The sequence below is a fragment of the Blochmannia endosymbiont of Camponotus quercicola genome, assembly GCF_059935335.1.
On the sequence record NZ_CP011794.1, the window covers coordinates 696,732 to 714,304 of the forward strand.

A 17,573-nucleotide genomic window follows, 5' to 3' on the forward strand; every position below is an offset into this window, starting at 1 on the left:
ATATATATAAGGTGTTTATGCACTTTTATTATTAATGCACATAGAATGTTGAAATATCATAATTCTATTATTTAAGAATACTCAATTTAGTCTCTATTTACATAGAGACTAAATCTTATGAATGAGAACCAATAATAATTTATTATTGGTTCTCATTCATTTAATTTCGACAGAAGCACCTACTGTTTCTAGAGTCTTTTTTAGAGTTTCAGCATCATCTTTACCTATTGATTCTTTCACCATGACAGGCGCAGACTCTACTAATTCTTTGGCTTCTTTCAACCCTAATCCAGTGATACTGCGCACAGTTTTAATGACAGGAATTTTATTATTACCAATAGCAGTTAAAAAAACATTAAATTCGGTTTGTTCTTTTATTATTGCTTCTGATACAGCAGGTTGCTCAACAGTAGTTAATGAAGCGGTGGATACACCAAATTTTTCTTCCATCATAGAAGTCAACCGCACTATATCCATAACAGACATGTTGGAAATAGCGTCTAAAATTTGTTCTTTTGTAAGAGACATAAAAATTTCCAAAATATAAAATATTAAAATATTATATAATCAAATTATTATTTAGTAAAAAATATTTTAAATATTTTTTACTAAATAATAATTTATCTTTTTTGATTGGATAATACATATAAAATTTGTACAAAATTTCCTATACTACTTTTTTTAATAATCGTCATTAATCTAAAAATAGCTTCTTTATGATCAGGTAAATCAGATAAAAGATTTATTTTTGATGTAGAAATAAATTTGCCTTCAAAGGCTGCGCCTTTTATTCTAAAATGTTCATGATTTTTAGTAAATTTTATAAAAACTTGCGCAGAATCACGAGGTCGACATACAGAAAATGCAATAATATTTTGTCCTGTTAAAACTTTCCGTAAACATTCTAAAGGTGTATGTTTTATTACTCTCCGCATTAATGTATTTCGAATAACATGTACACATACATTAACATCACGCGCTTCCTTTCTCAATTTTGTTACCTCATTGACAGTAACACCATCTAAAGAAGCTACAACAGCAGATAAAGCTTTTTTAGCTGTTTCGCGAATCTTATAAATAATTTCTTCTTTTTTTTGGAGATTTAATGTCATTAATCACACCGTGCTTTAAATTTAATATGTATTAAACTCCTAATTACAAACTTCTGCACATGTTATAAATCGATTTACAATTTTAATTTTAAATATAAAATTTTTTATTAATGTTATTGTTTATGTATTCATGATATAGCGATTCATACTATATTTAAATTAGTTTTAATCACAATTGTACAGAAATGCGCGTACACTACACCATCATAATACAACCAATATGGTGAAATGTTATAAAGTTCACCATAAATCTGTATTTATATTATTTTTATTTAGATTTATACATCTATATAAATAGATATCAAAATTTAATAATAAACACACTATTCTAAGAATTCTAAACTACTTCATAAATCATGTAAAGAATCTATCAATACAATACTCAATATTAATTAATTAATTATAACAGATAAACTATTTCGGTCAATAGATACAGATTTGCCCATAGTAGTAGAAATAGTTACTTGTTTAATATATGTTCCTTTGTATACAACTGGTTTAGCTTGTTTTAAAGACACTATCAACGCTTCTAAATTTTCTTTGAGTTGCATGGTATTAAAATTGATTTTCCCAATAGTAGAGTGAATAATACCGTTTTTATCATTTTTATAACGTATTTGTCCTGATTTAACATTTTTTACTGCTTCCGCTATATCATGAGATACCGTACCCATTTTAAAATTAGGCATTAAACCTCTCGGACCCAAAATAGGACCTAATTTACTTACTACATTCATGACATCAGGAGATGCAATAATCACATCTGGTCTGTATTTTCTATTTTTTATTTGATCATATAAATCTTCTAATCCAACTACATCAGCTCCTGCATTTTTAGCTAATACTGTATTTTCGCCTTGAGCAAAAACAGCAACATGAATATTACGCCCAATACCATGCGGTAGTATCACATTACTACGTATATTTTGATCTGATTTACGTGCATCAATTCCTAAATTAATGGCAGTATCAATACTTTCAACAAATTTAACCCTTGTCATTTTCTTTAATAATTCTAATCCATCTACCACATCATATTGTATAGATGTATCCGAATAATTTTGTATCATACGCATTCTTTTGCTTAATTTAACCATATGAAAATTAATCTCCCACTTTTATTCCAATAGAACGAGCTGTACCTATGATAGAACGCGATATTGATTCTATATTAGCACCTGTCATATCAACAGCTTTAATTTTTGCGATCTCATGAATTTGAGCGTACGATATTTTACCAATATTTATTATATTTGGTTTTGCGGAGCCAGATTGAATATTTGCGGCTTTTTTTAACAATATTGAAGCAGGAGGAGTTTTAGTAATAAATGAAAAAGAACGATCACCATAAACGGTAACAATAACTGGAATTGGGAGCCCTGTTTCAAGGTTTTTAGTGCTTTCATTAAATGCCTTGCAAAATTCTATAATATTGACGCCTTGTTGACCCAAAGCAGGCCCAACAGGAGGACTAGGATTAGCCGCTCCGGCAGAAATTTGTAGTTTAATACACGCTTTTACTTTTTTTATCACCATATTAATCGTCCTAGAAAAATAATATTTCTGGTTTTGATCTTAATTGATTTACAAACAATTGCACCTGCAAAAAAAAATAATTGTTGTTCTATCGTGCATATTTCACAGATATTCTGTTTAATATACTAATTTATAATTAAGATTTTTCAACTTGAGAAAAATCTAGTTCTACTGGAGTGGCTCGACCAAAAATAGATACTGATACTCTCAGCCGATTTTTTTCATAATCTACTTCTTCTACCACAGCATTGAAATCAGAAAAAGGCCCATCACTAACTCGAATCAGCTCGCCGGGTTCAAACAATGTTTTAGGACGAGGTTTATCTCCTATTTGCTGCAATCGATGAATTATCTCATCAACTTCTTTATCCCCAATAGGAGCAGGTTTATCGCATGTGCCTCCGACAAAACCCATAACACGCGGAACACTTCTTACTAAGTGCCAACTAGAATCATTCATCATCATTTGTACTAATACATAACCGGGAAAAAATTTACGTTCACTTTTTCTACGTTGCCCAGCTCGCATTTCGACCACCTCTTCTGTTGGTACCATGATCGCACCGAACATTGTGTCCATATTATGTAATTTAATATGCTCACGTAAGGAATGAGCTACACGATTTTCAAATCCAGAAAATGCTTGAACAACATACCAACGTTTCTTCAAAGTATCAATCATATTACAACCTTAGTCCAAATGATATCACATAAACTAAAATAGTATCTAATCCCCATAACAATAATGACATAAATATAGTTACTCCCATCACAATTAGGGTAGTATTCAACCCATCTCTATAAGTAGGCCACATCACTTTTCGCAACTCAGCACGTGATTCATTTCCAAACACAACTATTAATTTTCCTATTTTAGTAGTTGATGCAATGTATGTAGAAGCTACAATAATAAGAAATACTACCGCGCCTCTTACTAAAACATTATAATTACGATATAGGTAATTTCCAATAATAGATGTTGAAACTAATCCTATAATGCTAATCCATTTAATTGCTTCTAATACATATACTTTTTTTTTTCTTTTATTTTTTACATGCATACCAACACACTGCTATATTAGCATATATATATATGGCTATTATATAATTATGCAATTATGTTCATTAAATTATATAATTAAGATATAATTTTAGACACAACACCAGCGCCTATAGTACGACCTCCTTCTCTAATAGCAAATCTAAGGCCGTCATCCATAGCTATTGGGGATATTAAATTAACAATCATTCTAATATTGTCACCAGGAATCACCATATCTACTCCCTCTGGTAATTCAATGGTGCCAGTAACATCTGTAGTACGAAAATAAAATTGAGGACGATACCCTTTGAAAAATGGTGTATGTCTTCCTCCTTCATCTTTATTTAAAATATATACTTCTGCTTCAAAATAAGAATACGGTTTGATATATCCAGGCTTAGATAATACCTGACCACGCTCTACCTCATCTCGTTTTGTACCGCGTAATAAAACACCAACATTTTCTCCAGCACGTCCTTCATCTAATAATTTCCTAAACATCTCTACTCCAGTACACGTAGTTTTTATTGTATCTTTTATACCAACAATTTCTATTTCTTCTCCTACCTTAATAATACCACGTTCAATACGACCTGTTACAACTGTGCCACGTCCAGAAATAGAAAACACATCTTCAATAGGTAACAAAAATGGTTGGTCTATAGCGCGTTTAGGTTCTGGGATATAATTATCCAGTACATCTGATAATTCTAAAATTTTATTAGACCATATTTCATCATGTTCTAATGCTTTTAAAGCAGATCCTCGAATGATCGGTGTATCGTCTCCTGGAAAATCGTATTGAGATAGCAATTCTCGCATTTCCATTTCAACCAATTCTAGTAATTCTTCGTCATTAACCATGTCACATTTATTAAGAAATACAATAATGTGAGGCACGCCTACTTGTCTAGCTAATAATATATGCTCGCGAGTTTGAGGCATCGGTCCATCGGTAGCAGCGACCACTAAAATTGCTCCATCCATTTGCGCGGCTCCAGTTATCATGTTTTTTACATAATCAGCATGTCCAGGACAGTCAACATGTGCATAATGCCGATATGCGGTATCATATTCAACATGAGAAGTATTTATAGTAATTCCTCGTGCTTTTTCTTCTGGAGCGTTATCAATTTGATCAAAAGCACGAGCATAGCCACCATATTGTTTGGATAAAACAGTAGTTATAGCAGCAGTTAAAGTAGTTTTTCCGTGATCCACATGACCAATAGTACCTACATTAATATGTGGTTTTACGCGTTTAAATTTTTCTTTAGACACCTCTAAACTCCTTAGGTCTTTTTATAGTTTTTTAAAAATAATTAAACCTAAATATTATTTTTCTATTGCTTAATTTGACGAGAATTTATGATAATTTGCGCTATATTGTTGGGCACTTCATTATATTTTAAAAATTCCATAGAATAGGAAGCACGTCCTTGAGTTTGTGAGCGCAAAGCAGTAGCATAACCAAACATTTCAGATAAAGGAACCTGAGCACAAATTATCCTTCCACTAATTTTAGAATTGTCTAAACCACTAATTATACCTCGTCGACGATTTAAATCTGCAATAACATCCCCCATATAATCTTCAGGGGTTTCGACCTCTACTTTCATAATAGGTTCTAACAATACAGGATGAGCTTTCATAAACCCTTCTTTAAATGCTATGGACCCTGCTATTTTGAACGCTATTTCTGAAGAATCAACCTCGTGATAAGAACCATCAAAGATAGCCACACAAACATTTACAATTGGATATCCGGCAAGAATACCGTTGCTTATTTGTTCTCGTACACCTTTATCTACAGCAGGTATATACTCCTTAGGCACAACTCCTCCTACTATTTCATTTAAAAATTTATAACCTTCTCCATGTGGATGCATAGGTTCAATTCGTAACCAAACATGTCCAAATTGACCTCTACCTCCTGATTGGCGAATAAATTTTCCTTCCTGTTTTACACTAGTACGAATAGTTTCACGATAAGCAACCTGAGGTTTTCCGACATTAGCTTCAACATTAAATTCCCTTCTCATACGTTCTACAATAATTTCTAAATGCAATTCACCCATCCCAGCGATGATAGTTTGTCCAGAGTCTTTGTCAATCCATACGCGAAATGATGGATCTTCTTGAGCTAGACGATTTAAAGCTAAACTCATTTTTTCTTGATCTGATTTAGTTCTAGCCTCAACCATCACAGAAATAACTGGTTCTGGGAATTCCATGCGTTCGAGTATAATTGGCGAATATGGATCACATAAAGTATCTCCAGTGTCGACATCTTTCAAACCAATAGCTGCCGCAATATCACCTGCATGTACAGCTTTAATTTCTTCTCGTTTATTTGCATGCATTTGTACTATCCGACCAAATCGCTCACGTTTTTCTTTTATAGGATTTAAAACACTATCTCCGGAGCTAACGACACCTGAGTACACTCGAAAAAAAGTTAAATTTCCTACAAACGGATCAGTAGAAATTTTAAAAGCTAAGGCTGAAAACGGTTCATTGTCATTCGCATGACGTTTGATTTGTTGCTGCGTAGATCCGTCTTTTAATATACCTGTAATAGATGTTACATCACTTGGAGACGGCAAATATTCTACAACAGCATCTAACATTGCTTGTACCCCTTTATTTTTAAAAGCGGATCCGCACGTCACTAATATAATTTCGTTATTTAATACTCTCTGACGTAACGCTTGTTTAATTTCTTGTTCTGTCAGTTGATTACTGTTAGATAAATATTTATCCATTAATTCCTCGGATTCTTCAACAGCAGACTCTATTAAATGCTTACGCCATATATTTGATAACTCTATTAAATTGTCAGGTATTTCACTATAATCAAAGGTGACGCCTTGATCTGCTTCGTTCCAATGAATCGCTTTCATCTTAATCAAATCGATAATTCCAGTAAATTTATCTTCTGAACCTACAGCTAATTGAATAGGTACAGGATTAGCAAGCAATCTACTTTTCAATTGTTCTACAACTCGTAGATAATCTGCACCTACTCGATCCATTTTATTTATAAATGCAATACGTGGTACTTTATATTTATTTGCTTGCCGCCATACCGTTTCAGATTGGGGTTGTACTCCTCCTACAGCGCAGTAAATCATCACTACACCGTCGAGTATTCGCATAGAGCGTTCTACCTCAATGGTAAAATCCACGTGCCCGGGAGTGTCTATGATATTAATACGGTGTGAATCAAATTGATTGGCCATACCTGACCAAAAACAAGTGGTAGCTGCAGAAGTAATTGTTATTCCCCGTTCTTGCTCTTGCTCCATCCAATCCATAGTTGCAGAACCAGTATGCACTTCTCCAATTTTATGATTTACACCTGTATAAAATAAAATTCGTTCAGTGGTAGTAGTTTTTCCAGCGTCAATATGTGCGCTTATACCAATATTGCGATACCGTACAATCGGTGTGACACGAATCATCGATGTCCTCAATAATATTATTATGATTTAACAAAAATATTTTTTTATATTTGATAAAGACCATTTTTAAGTAACATGCAAATTTATTTAAATAACTCAAATAAGCGACACTTAATAGTTAAGTTTTATTAAGGGTTTGAAAAAAAAATCAGATGATACCTATTCAATAAGATGCTATTACCAACGATAATGGGCAAAGGCTTTATTAGATTCTGCAATACGATGTATTTCTTCACGTTTTTTAACAGCATACCCTTTACCTTCTATAGCATCTAAAAGTTCATTCGCTAAACGTAACTCCATAGATTTATCATTTCTTTTACGAGCAGCTTCAATGATCCACCGCATTGCTAAAGTATTTCTACGCACAAGACGTACTTCTACTGGTACCTGGTAAGTAGAACCACCAACACGTCTAGATTTTACTTCTACAATTGGGCGTACATTATTTAAAGCAATTTCAAATGCTTCTAAACAGTCTTTTTTAGACCGTTTAAATAAAATATCTAAGGCAGAATATACTATTGTTTCTGCGATAGATTTTTTCCCATTTAACATCAATATATTAATAAATTTTGCCAAAAGATCGGACCCAAACTTTGGATCTGGAAAAATATTATGTTTAATAACGACACGACGGCGCGGCATTAATTGTAGTTCCTATTTAACTGTTGATATTTAATTTCGAAGTAAACCATTAATATTTTTTGTGTTTGTAGTTAATCATATCTCGCCTTATTCCTAAAATTTGCCTTAAATCACAAAATAAATAAAAAAATAATAAATCTACTGTATTTATTACTTTTTTATGCTATTATTTCGGTTTTTTTGTTCCATATTTAGAGCGACTTTGTTTACGGGAATTAACTCCTGCACAATCAAGAGCTCCACGAACAACATGATACCGAACACCTGGCAAATCTTTAACTCGACCTCCGCGAATCAAAATTGAAGCATGCTCTTGTAAATTATGCCCTTCTCCTCCGATATAAGCAGTCACTTCTAATCCATTAGTCAATCGAACACGACATACTTTTCGCAATGCAGAATTTGGTTTTTTTGGGGTGGTAGTATATACACGCACACATACCCCTCTTTTTTGAGGACAGGATCCTAACGCTGGTACGTTACTTTTAAAAGTCCTTGTAGAACGCGCATTACGAACAAGTTGATTAACTGTTGTCATCACTAAACTAAATTCTCCAATCTTTTATCCTGAAATACACCATATAAAATATAATTACCTGAATGTTTTCTTCCTTAACTCAAACAACGGCTCATGATGCTATAATTATAGAATTGCAAAGTCAAGAAAAAACTATAATAGATATAATCTGCTTATCTATTAAGTGGAATGTATAAAATTTCAGTACTTTATACACATAAATTTAACTCCAAACACATCTACCTTTTTGAGCTAATTTTTAAGACATTACATTTAACGGTTTTCATTATCATAACAAGCAACAGAAAATGTTATGACTAATTGCACCAGTTATATATTGTACTGCATCAGTTAGTAAAAGTATAACATTTTATTACAATATTGTATTCTATTTTTGAAGATAATTAAGGTAATCATATCATGATCGTTAGATTGTTGCTACGTCATGATAATAATTATTATTCATATAATAATTATATATTTAGATAAATTGCATTTTTCATAAAATTTTATATGACAACCTCAAACTTGTAACGTATAATTCTAACAATTATTATATGGAAATACGTGCAAATTTTTGAAATTTATATCAATATAAAATATATCACATTTAAACATAAATTATTATAAATATTTCCTTATGTTTTTTTTAACATTAACAAATAATACCAGTAAGGGCAAGAGAAATAATGCAAATGAATAAAATGAATTTAATAAATAACGGTTTCATAATTTTTACCCTTTTTAAAGACAATTTTTATTGTATATAGTTACGGCTATATTGTATAACTAGTAATTCTTAGTATATTTTTTGTATAAAAGATACATAACCTAACATTAAATTATATATTTTTAATAATATTTATATATCAATTGTATAGTTTAACAATATTAGATTAACATTAATTATTTTAATATATTTAGATTCATTAAAAAATTTTTATAGTTTATTATAGTAATGAATAAAAATTTACAAACCTTCAATTTTAATAAATTTTAATATGATATATGACGTCTATACATTATCTAAATAATTGAATTTAAGTACTTATAATTTTCGAGCTGAAATCTTGTAAAATAGATGTCGAAAAATTGTTAAATGTTGTATTCCTGTATCAATTAAAGATTATAAAAAATTTTATTTTAAATTTTATATATTTATGATGTTTCGCCATTAAACTCGCAATAACACTTTTTATTATTAGCATAATAATATATTATGCGGTATGATTATATTATTAAAAATTACGAATTGATGTAATTTGATTTGTTATCAATACTTATATAATTTAGAAATATTAATTCTTAAATTATTTCTGTAGTTGCCTTGGTTATTTATAAATTGAAATTATAAATTTTTTCATAAAAATATGTATTTAATGATTAGCATCAATAATAAAAATTCATGTTTTTAGAAAATATTTATATATACAGTTTTTATATTGTTTATAAGTTATTTTAGATAGATATTGTGTTGCTTGTCTCAAAAAATATGAAAATATTCATTGTTATGAATTATGCAATTTATTATAAATTATAAGCAAATATATAATTATATAATGAGAAAATTATTTATATTACTATTATAATACCTGTACTATAATATGTCTTGTGTTATGTCAAAATTGCTATCATTTATTATAGTAAAACTTTTAACATTTAATATATATAATCTCCATGAAAAAATAGTATGATTAACATTCTAAACTTATAAATATTGTAATTAAGCGATATATATATATTGCATGAATACAAAATATAATGTAAGAAATAAAAAAAATTATACGCAGTTAACTAAATAAATTATATTTAAATTAATATTTAAAGTTATAATGAATTTCACCTATAAATGATAAAATATATCGAATTACCGTCTAATTGTTTAAAATTATTTTATTTAATATTATTTTTTGGATATTAACGCAATAATATTTAGTTTTTAAAAACAAAAACAAACCATTTTTAATTTTTAGGTTCTCAATAAATTTGTAAATTTTAAGTTAATATCTCATAAAATTAGCCAACATTTGATAGCCTTGTTCGCTTAATATACTTTCTGGATGAAATTGTACACCTTCTATAGCTAACTTACGATGACGAATACCCATAATTTCGAGATATTTATCACTATATTCGCTCCCGCTCCATGCAGTTATTTCTAAACACGCTGGAATAGTAGTTGCATCTATTACCCATGAATGATACCGTACTACACTTACAGGCTGTATTACTTCGGTAAATATTCCGCTTCCATTATGATAGATTAAAGAAGTTTTACCGTGCATTATCTCTTGTGCATATTTTAATTTAGCTCCAAAAAATTGAGCTATAACTTGATGCCCAAGGCATACTCCAAGAATAGGGATCTTAGTATGAAAATAATAAATCGCATCTAAAGAAATACCCGCGTTCTCTGGTGTACCAGGCCCCGGAGAAATAACTAAACGTTCTGGAGATAATTGTTCAATATCTATAATATTCAAAGCATCGTGTCTTCTAACTTCCACTATACCACCCATTTCTCGAAAATATTGATAAAGATTCCAAGTGAAGGAATCATAATTATCAATAATAAGAATTTTGTTCATTTTATGGTTATATAACTATATTGAGTGATTGATTAATTATGTTAATATACTTTAAAATAGTATTAAACATAGCTTTAATTTGTATTAATATTAACTATATCAATAATTTTTAAATATATCTACATATCATATTCAAAGAAATAACGTAAATAATTAAAATATATAACCTATTTTTATATAAAATAATAAAAATTAAATATAATCGTAATTATTCATGTTATTGTAATTATATATTCTAAAATTAGAAATTAACGAAAATGATTAGTTTTTTTGTATGTATTACATAACAGATATACAATGAATTTGTATCAATAAGCTACAATAATAGATAATTATTTATAATGCATATTTCTATAAATTTAAACAATATTCTATTATAATATACCTAAATATACTATCACTATTATACTTTAATAGTGGTGGACCTTAACTATTGTAATTAAGTAGCCCTATCGCTTTATGCACTTTTTCTAAAGTAACATTAGCTTTTTTTCGTGCTTTTTTTGCTCCTATATTCAATATATTACGTAATCTGTCTTCATTAGCACGTTCAGTATAATAACGTTTTTGCAGTTCTATCAACACCGATGATATTGATTGAATAACCTCATTTTTTAATTGAGAGTATGTTTTTTCTTTAAACATTTCTTCTAAAGAAATGATAGATTGCCCACTTATTCCGGAGAGAATCTCTAATAGATTAGAGATTCCAGGTTTATTAACAGGATCGTACCTAATTTTTGGGGGTTGATCGGCGTCGGTAACAGCACGTTTAATTTTTTTTGATACCATACTAATATCGTCTAAAAGAGTAATCATATTATCGGTTTTATGATCTGATTTAGACATTTTTTTATTTGGTTCCAACAAAGACATTATACGAGAACCACATGTAGGAACAAATACATCTGGAATAACGAAAATTGTGCCATATGTATAATTAAAACGCTCAGCGATTTTACGTGTTAACTCTAAATGTTGCTTCTGATCAGAACCTACTGGGACTAAATTGGTTTGATATAATAAGATATCTGATGCCATTAGTACTGGATAGTTAAATAATCCGATGTTAACATTTTCTTTTTGTTGTGCTAATTTTTCCTTAAATTGAGTCATACGATTTAGTTCTCCAAAATACGTATAACAATTTAATAACCAGTTTAATTGACTGTGTTCTGGCACATGAGACTGAATAAATATTGTACTATTATTCGGGTCAATGCCGCATGCTAAATATAAAGCTAATGTATCTAATGATGTTTTGTGTAATTGATCTAAATTGTTTCGGTTTGTAACCGAATGTAAATCTACTATACAATATATACATTGATAATCGTGTTGCATTTTAACCCATTGACGTATTGCGCCGATATAATTACCAATAGTAAGCTCACCTGATGGTTGAGCTCCACTAAATACAATTGGTTTGTTCATACAAATATATTCCGTAGTGTTAAGATGAAATAAATAAAATGTTGTTACGTTAAAATTTACATAATAAAAATTATACATAAATGTAATTTATTATCATACAAACTGTATAAATCAAAAAATAAAATTATCTTATAGAATATAAACGTATCAAATAAGATCTGACTCAAATAGATAACTATATAACAAATATAATATATTCTTTAATTATTTTGTTCTAAATAAAATACTAAGTATCTTTTCATCATTGATTTGATAGAATAGAGCGAAAAACACTCATAACTTCGTAGTAATTTGAAGATCTAAAGATAGCTGATCCTATAATAAACATGTTTGCTCCGGCTTTTAAAATTGAATGTATATTTTCTATATTAATGCCTCCATCTACTGCTAAATTAATATTAGGATTAGTATTGTCTATTAATTTACGGGTTTGGCGTATTTTATTTAAAATCATAGGAATAAATAATTGTCCGCTAAAACCAGGGTTTACTGACATTAATACAATCAGATCAATTTTATGCATCACATACTCCAAGCAATTAAGAGTAGTGCTAGGATTAAAAACTAATCCTGCTTTACATCCATGCGCTTTAATCAATTGTAATGAACGATCAATATGCTCTGTTGCTTCTGGATGAAAACTAATATAATTTGCTCCAACAGCTGCAAAGTCCGATATTAATCGATCTATTGGTTTTGCCATCAAGTGGACATCGATAGGGATACTAATGCCATAATTCCGTAATGACTGCAACACCATGGATCCTATGCTTAAATTAGGAACGTAATGATTATCCATAACATCAAAATGTAAAATATCCGCGCCAGCAGATATAACATTAGTAACATCTTCTCCTAATTTAGCAAAATTAGCCGACAGAATAGATGGAGCTATGAAGAAACGTTTCATGAAATTTCCATTAAAATTGTAATACCATAAAATATTAATTTAATTTAAAAATTGTATTTATTAACTTTAATTAAACCAAATCAAATAATAATAATTATACAATCCTGGAAGAATTATATTACTATCTCTTACGTAAAATATTTATTTGTATAGATACACAAAAATAGAATAATTTTTCAACAAGATTTATACTCTGTATAATTTGTGATATCAGAGCAATTAGCTATGCATGCTTTTCAGATTTATTTATACCGCTCGCTTTATATCGTATATTGTAGATATGAATCTCTAGATAATTGGATTGGAATAAAATCTACAAATACCAGTATTTAATTATGATTAAATTGTACTATCTTTGACAAAAATATTTATACATCATATAATATATGATGTATTTAATATGATTCGTTTAATTATTAGTATCCTTAATAGATGCAGACACCAACTCTCGATTTACATTGAAAACAGTTTTCACGTATCCCATGGAAACGGGTAAAACTAAATTGAGTTGTCCTGATATTGATTTTTTGTCGCGCATCATATATTCTAAGTAATTATCCGATGTCATTTCTTTTGGCCCGCACACAGGCAATCCAGCGCGTACTAACAACCGTTTTATACGTTTCACATCGCCGGGATTAAACTGATTTAAACGCAAAGCAGTATTTGCTGCTATCACAATACCCGCAGCTATAGCTTCACCATGAGACCATTGTGAATAATTCAAGTATGATTCTATAGCATGACCATAGGTGTGCCCGAGATTTAATGAACTTCTAACTCCTTGATCTCGTTCATCAATTGTAACTATAGATGCTTTTAATTCACAACAACGACGAATACAATATATTAAAGATGGGGAATGTAAAATCAATAAATCATCTAAATGCAATTCCAACCAACTGAAAAAATTAGAATCAAGAGCAACAGCATACTTAATTACTTCGGCTAATCCAGAAGAAAATTCTTTCATAGTTAATGTACGCAAGACATCTAAATTGATAACAACTGCAACAGGTTGATGAAAAGCTCCAATCATGTTTTTACCAAGTATATGGTTAATACCAGTTTTACCCCCAATCGACGCATCTACTTGTGCAAGTAATGTTGTGGGGACTTGAATAAAACGTATTCCGCGTTGGTATGTAGCAGCTGCAAATCCAGTTATGTCTCCTATGACACCTCCACCAAGAGCAATAAGTATCGTATTACGATCATAATTTTGTCTCAATAATTTAGTAAATATTGTATTTAATGTACTTAGGGATTTGTTTTGCTCGCCGTCTGGCAAGATTAGTTGATCAACAATAATACCTGATCTAGTCAATAAACTGCGTAATATGTTTAAATAAATTGGTGCTACTCGATCATTAGTGATCAATACTACTTTGTCACCAATATTTAATGACCAAAAAGATGAAAATTTATCGAATAATTTTTCTGAAATAATAATTGGATAAGTTCTTTTATACAATTTTATGATAATTTTTTCCATAATAAAAATCGTAAAAACTGTAACATTGAATAATTTCATTTATTATATTGTATATTATACTATAATACACTGCTCTGATTGCGAAAAACAATAATTTTATTCATAACAACCCTGATGTTTTGATTGTCAGTGGAAATCTTTATATCTGCGATTTCTTCATATAATGGGTTTCGTTCTTTAGCTAATATTTCCAATAATTCTCGGATATTTCCTGATACCGATGACGATCGTAGCAATGGACGTCTTTTGTTATCATACTGCGTGCGAACTAATTGCTTTTCAACAGTCGTTGCTAAATACACTACTAATCCACGATCAGAAAGATTATTGCGTGTTATGTGCGATTTAACAGAACCACCTCCTGTAGCTAACACAACTCCCTGTTTTTTTGTTAATTCATCTATAATTTTTTCTTCACGATCACGGAACCTAGTTTCTCCTTCTACATCGAAGACCCAACTAATATTTGCGCCGGTACGAGTCTCAATTTCTTGATCAGAATCAAAAAATTCCATATTTAATTGATTTGCTAGTTGACGCCCAATAGTACTTTTCCCGGCACCCATAGGACCAATTAAAAAAATATTATATTTTTTTAACATATTATTATAGGAAAATGATTTCTTCATTGTATACACTTCATTACTTTAATATGAAGACCCGACTAATCCATACATGTATAGATTACAAAAACATGAAACATTATATCAGATGTATTTTATCACAATACGTCTGATATAATGATATAATAACAACTATTAATTATTGATATATAACAACGTGCTGTCATTGTAATATAAATCTTTATTCGAATACAACTCAGAAACTTATTTATTCTTATATCAAAAAGAAACATTAACAATGGGCACATTGATTTCGATTAAATATCAGCACAAATATAATTCAATTCCATAGAGATAAATAGAACTATTTTTCCGTTTATATCATTTTTATTGGTATTAGCAATCATAATATTTTTTGTTTCGGGATATCAAACATGATGCTCGTATAAAAAAATAAATCATTGTTCATAAAAATTATGTATGCAGATTTTTTTCCATATTTTAATAATTAATATTCACCGAAATAACTAACACCAAACAATATTAAATCCCATATAATTTGTTAGCACAAATACAATATATTTCTCATTATTCAACTATATTAATATGTACATTTTCATATAGTTGAAAGCTCATATATACATATCTGTTATTGGATACACAAAATAATAAGTATCTATATTTTATAATTTACAGTAATTTAGTGGCTAGCCCATAGAATAATATATGAATCATAGCATGTTAATAATGGTTAATTGTTATGCTGATAGATCCTTTTTATAGGTATTACAACTAAAGGATTCTGTAGCATTAGTACATTAATGTTACTGCCTAAAAAGGACGTCATTAAATTTTATTAATAAAAAAACAAATTAAAATTTAAAACATTAGTTCATTTAAAACTTCTATTAATTTATATCTAGTAACATCTATAACTATATTTCTAGAATTCATTGTTTTATTAGATTAGGAAAATATAAAAAATAAATAAATGAAATTTTCAACAGTTATACCATGTTTCTTGTATTATAAAAATTGTTATTTATAGTTAAAACGTAACCATCGCGGCTTTTTTATTATCACATTTAATTACGAATTAATATTCCTACTGTTATTAACATTTGAATTTTGAATAAAGTGATAATTATGCGCTAAAAATATAATTTGGACCCTTTTATATTATATATTTTATTTTTTTATATTTGCTATTATTTTTTTTGAAATTAAATACGTATTAATGTTTATTAAGATAGAATAGACTTGTTAAGCACTGGATATATTATACACATAAATATATATCATTCTTACATATGCGTTGGTTTATATCCATTTTACTGCCTTTACATGATTTTACTTTTTTTTGAAGTGAATTTATTATCATAAATTAAAAAACTTTAAATGTAATGAATGCAAAATTGTAAATTACAATTTTGCATAACACATTAATTATATGTAATGTTCTAATACACTCTATCATAAAATATACATAAAAATAATGATAATATATATTGAAAATGTATAAGAATACATATAAGCTACCTCGAATAGTTTACGTAGTATGTGAACAATAAAATTGAAAGGTTATTTTATTGTTAAATGATTTGTATATATATTATATGATTTATGTAACTTCTATTGCACAAGAACATTTTGCTAGGCTTCTATCTGATAAAAAGCCGGGTACTCAGATAAGAGTATTTATACTTAATCCGGGTATGGTTAATGCAGAATGTGGTATTTGTTTTTGCCCTCCAGAGGAATTTAAATCCAGTGATATTGTCATTGAATTTAAGCTTCTTTCTATACGCATAGATCGGCTATATGTCTCTTTCCTTAAAGATGCAAAAATTGACGTTATGATTAATGGATTAGATACTCAACTTACTATTAAAGCTCCTAATGCTACTAATGCTACTAATGCTACTAATGCTACTAATGCTACTAATGCTACTAATGCATGCGATAACACAGAAGATAATATCAACAATGATTCGCTAGAAGAACGAGTTAGACGTCTATTACAATTTCAAATTAATCCGCAGTTGGAGATGCATGGAGGCAGCGTATCTCTAATGCATATTACTGAAGATTTATTAGCTGTCATAAAATTTTACGGAGGATGCAACGGCTGCGCGATGGCTAACTATACTATAAAAGAGGGCATAGAAACTACCTTAAGACGTGTTTTTCCAGAATTAAAAGGGGTATTAGACATTACTCAACACCAACGTGGAACGCACTCTTTTTATTAGAACTTTATTATG

16 protein-coding genes are annotated in these 17,573 nt (G+C 29.4%); 1 reads left to right on the top strand and 15 read right to left on the bottom strand.

From position 1 onward, the window contains the following. Positions 1-156: 156 nt before the first annotated feature. From rplL to aroK, 15 genes are all read right to left on the bottom strand, one after another. Positions 157-528, bottom strand: coding sequence for a 50S ribosomal protein L7/L12 (gene rplL / locus CBquer539_RS02890; protein ID WP_500836365.1), 372 nt, complete (start codon positions 526-528; stop codon positions 157-159). 92 nt (positions 529-620) lie between these two features. Then, a complete protein-coding gene (rplJ, locus tag CBquer539_RS02895; protein ID WP_500836366.1) occupies positions 621-1,112 on the bottom strand; it encodes a 50S ribosomal protein L10 in 492 nt (163 codons plus the stop codon). 392 nt (positions 1,113-1,504) lie between these two features. After that, positions 1,505-2,209: a 50S ribosomal protein L1 gene (gene rplA, locus CBquer539_RS02900; RefSeq protein WP_500836367.1), complete on the bottom strand. Its 705-nt coding sequence runs from the start codon at positions 2,207-2,209 to the stop codon at positions 1,505-1,507. A gap of 7 nt (positions 2,210-2,216) precedes the next feature. After that, entirely contained in the window at positions 2,217-2,645 is a 429-nt protein-coding gene (gene rplK, locus CBquer539_RS02905) for a 50S ribosomal protein L11 (protein ID WP_500836756.1), read from the bottom strand. A 139-nt stretch (positions 2,646-2,784) separates the two neighbouring features. Continuing rightward, complete coding sequence (gene nusG, locus CBquer539_RS02910; protein WP_500836368.1) at positions 2,785-3,330, bottom strand: transcription termination/antitermination protein NusG; 546 nt, start codon at positions 3,328-3,330, stop codon at positions 2,785-2,787. Between the two features lies 1 nt (position 3,331). Continuing rightward, positions 3,332-3,709, bottom strand: coding sequence for a preprotein translocase subunit SecE (gene secE / locus CBquer539_RS02915; RefSeq protein ID WP_500836369.1), 378 nt, complete (start codon positions 3,707-3,709; stop codon positions 3,332-3,334). A gap of 77 nt (positions 3,710-3,786) precedes the next feature. Next, positions 3,787-4,971, bottom strand: coding sequence for an elongation factor Tu (gene tuf, locus CBquer539_RS02920; RefSeq protein WP_500836370.1), 1,185 nt, complete (start codon positions 4,969-4,971; stop codon positions 3,787-3,789). A gap of 62 nt (positions 4,972-5,033) precedes the next feature. Beyond that, positions 5,034-7,154 carry an elongation factor G gene (fusA, locus tag CBquer539_RS02925; RefSeq protein ID WP_500836371.1) on the bottom strand — a complete coding sequence of 707 codons (2,121 nt, stop codon included), beginning with the start codon at positions 7,152-7,154 and terminating at the stop codon, positions 5,034-5,036. Positions 7,155-7,331: 177 nt separating this feature from the next. After that, the gene (gene rpsG / locus CBquer539_RS02930; RefSeq protein WP_500836372.1) at positions 7,332-7,802 is read right to left on the bottom strand and encodes a 30S ribosomal protein S7; all 471 of its coding nucleotides are present in this window, start codon (positions 7,800-7,802) and stop codon (positions 7,332-7,334) included. Between the two features lie 166 nt (positions 7,803-7,968). Next, positions 7,969-8,340: a 30S ribosomal protein S12 gene (rpsL, locus tag CBquer539_RS02935; protein ID WP_500836373.1), complete on the bottom strand. Its 372-nt coding sequence runs from the start codon at positions 8,338-8,340 to the stop codon at positions 7,969-7,971. Between the two features lie 1,979 nt (positions 8,341-10,319). Next, positions 10,320-10,907, bottom strand: a complete 588-nt coding sequence (locus tag CBquer539_RS02940) for an anthranilate synthase component II (RefSeq protein WP_500836374.1) — start codon at positions 10,905-10,907, stop codon at positions 10,320-10,322. A gap of 426 nt (positions 10,908-11,333) precedes the next feature. Beyond that, a complete protein-coding gene (gene trpS / locus CBquer539_RS02945) occupies positions 11,334-12,341 on the bottom strand; it encodes a tryptophan--tRNA ligase (protein WP_500836375.1) in 1,008 nt (335 codons plus the stop codon). A 241-nt stretch (positions 12,342-12,582) separates the two neighbouring features. After that, positions 12,583-13,251 carry a ribulose-phosphate 3-epimerase gene (gene rpe, locus CBquer539_RS02950; protein ID WP_500836376.1) on the bottom strand — a complete coding sequence of 223 codons (669 nt, stop codon included), beginning with the start codon at positions 13,249-13,251 and terminating at the stop codon, positions 12,583-12,585. A gap of 409 nt (positions 13,252-13,660) precedes the next feature. Continuing rightward, on the bottom strand, positions 13,661-14,746 hold the full coding sequence (aroB, locus tag CBquer539_RS02955) for a 3-dehydroquinate synthase (protein ID WP_500836377.1): 1,086 nt from the start codon (positions 14,744-14,746) through the stop codon (positions 13,661-13,663). A gap of 59 nt (positions 14,747-14,805) precedes the next feature. Next, positions 14,806-15,348, bottom strand: a complete 543-nt coding sequence (gene aroK, locus CBquer539_RS02960; RefSeq protein WP_500836757.1) for a shikimate kinase AroK — start codon at positions 15,346-15,348, stop codon at positions 14,806-14,808. A 1,577-nt stretch (positions 15,349-16,925) separates the two neighbouring features. Between aroK and CBquer539_RS02965 the strand changes: the two genes are divergently transcribed. After that, the gene (locus CBquer539_RS02965; protein ID WP_500836378.1) at positions 16,926-17,561 is read left to right on the top strand and encodes an NfuA family Fe-S biogenesis protein; all 636 of its coding nucleotides are present in this window, start codon (positions 16,926-16,928) and stop codon (positions 17,559-17,561) included. The last annotated feature ends 12 nt before the right edge of the window (positions 17,562-17,573 follow it).